Consider the following 1,699-nt stretch of genomic DNA (forward strand, 5'->3'; position numbering starts at 1 on the left):
TATTGATTTTATTGTGCCGCAAAACACCATTCTTGAATGCGTAGATTTAAATTCCTTGAGTCATGTGCAAGGCCAGAATTGCGTTAATTTGCGCGGCGAGCAAGTGCCTTACATTCGCTTGCGTGAAATTTTTTCACTGCAGCCGAAAGACCACAGCCGCGAAAAAATTGTGGTGGTGCAATTTGGTGAAAAACGTGCTGGCATAGTGGTTGATGAACTGCACGGTGAAATCCAAACCGTCGTAAAACCCATGGGGCCCATTTTTCAAGCGCTCAAAGGGATCGGCGGTTCCAGTCTTTTAGGCACCGGGGCAGTCGCCTTGATTCTGGATATCCAACAGTTAATCGGGTTTGCAATTAATCGCGAACATTTACGCAACAATGCCTTTTTGGTAAGTGCGCAGGAGCAGGAAGAATGAACCAGCCAAGCAGACAAAAAAAGACTCAATCAGTAGAAGTTATCAAGCAGTACCTGACCTTTCGCATTGGTAATGAAAACTACGGTTTGGAGTTGTCGCAAACCCGCGAAATTATTGAGTACAGTGGTATCACCGAAGTGCCATTAATGCCCAATTTTTTGCGCGGGGTTATTAATTTGCGTGGCGAGGTGGTACCGGTTATTGATTTGGCTGTACGTTTGGGGCGCAAATCAATCGAGGTGCAAAAACGTACTTGCATCATTGTGGTGGAGTTGCAAAACAATGAACAAAACCACGTACTCGGGCTGCTCGCAGATTCGGTCAGTGAAGTGATCGAAATGAATGACGAAAATATTGAGGATGCCCCTTCTTTTGGAGCCAATATCCGCGCTGATTTTATTCAGGGTATTGCCAAACGTGAGGATGAGTTTGTGGTATTGCTGGATGCAAACAACGCACTGTCTATCCGCGAGCTGGCGCATTTGGTTGAGGCGCAGCTGCAATAACCCTTCCCGTTAATAATTCAGAATTTTTGAAGGATTAGTCATGTTCAGCAGCCTTACGTTGAAGTTTAAAATTTTATTGCTTAGCGCATTGATTGTGCTTGGCCTGTCTACTTTAGGCGTCACCGCTTATTTGCAAATACGCTCCTACAATGCTGTGGTGGATGACACCGCGACCCATAGCCAGCGGCGCTCGGATATATTGGCCGAAATCCAGGCGGCGGCAATTAATTTCAAAACCCAAGTACAAGAATGGAAAAATATCCTGATCCGTGGCAACGACGCTGAACAATTTACCAAATATGTTGATGGCTTTATCAAGTCTGAAGAAATCGTACAGAAGCATCTCTCAGCTGCATTAGCGCTACAAAAAGAGGAGGGGGTTCCCACTGAAGCAGTAATCCTATTACAGAAGGAGCACGTGCAACTGGGAAAAAATTATCGCGAAGCTCTAAAAAGTTATGATCAGGAAAATCCCGGCACAGGAAAAGTGGTTGATAAGTTGGTGAGTGGTATGGATCGGGAAACCAGCAAACAAATGCAGGAACTGGCAGATGTGACAACTGCTGGATTTGATCAGTTTTTACATGATTCTGATGTGAAGACTAAAAATATTTATAACGACACTGTACGCCTGTTGCTGATTATCTGTCTCAGTGCATCTGCAATTATTATCGCAGTTATGGTCTTTATATTCCGCGATATGTTTAAACTCTTGGGCGGCGAGCCTGCTTACACTGCGAGTGTCGTTTCGCAAGTGGCTGATGGGCATCTCAAT

At 44.8% G+C, this 1,699-nt stretch carries 2 protein-coding genes and 1 pseudogene; all 3 read left to right on the top strand.

Annotated elements, in window-relative coordinates; genetic code table 11:
• The coding region (locus ACWA6V_RS21250) for a chemotaxis protein CheW (protein ID WP_449524350.1) at positions 1-418 on the top strand (418 nt) is incomplete at its 5' end.
• Positions 415-924 carry a chemotaxis protein CheW gene (locus tag ACWA6V_RS21255; RefSeq protein ID WP_310074996.1) on the top strand — a complete coding sequence of 170 codons (510 nt, stop codon included), beginning with the start codon at positions 415-417 and terminating at the stop codon, positions 922-924. The genes ACWA6V_RS21250 and ACWA6V_RS21255, both read left to right, overlap by 4 nt.
• Before the next feature lie 40 nt (positions 925-964).
• A pseudogene (locus tag ACWA6V_RS21260) lies at positions 965-1,699 on the top strand (methyl-accepting chemotaxis protein); the annotation flags it as partial.

This window comes from Cellvibrio sp. (assembly GCF_053579595.1).

Coding starts and splice junctions, on each gene's coding strand:
- ACWA6V_RS21255 (WP_310074996.1), top strand. CDS start 415: ATGAACCAGCCAAGCAGACAAAAAAAGACTCAATCAGTAGAAGTTATC.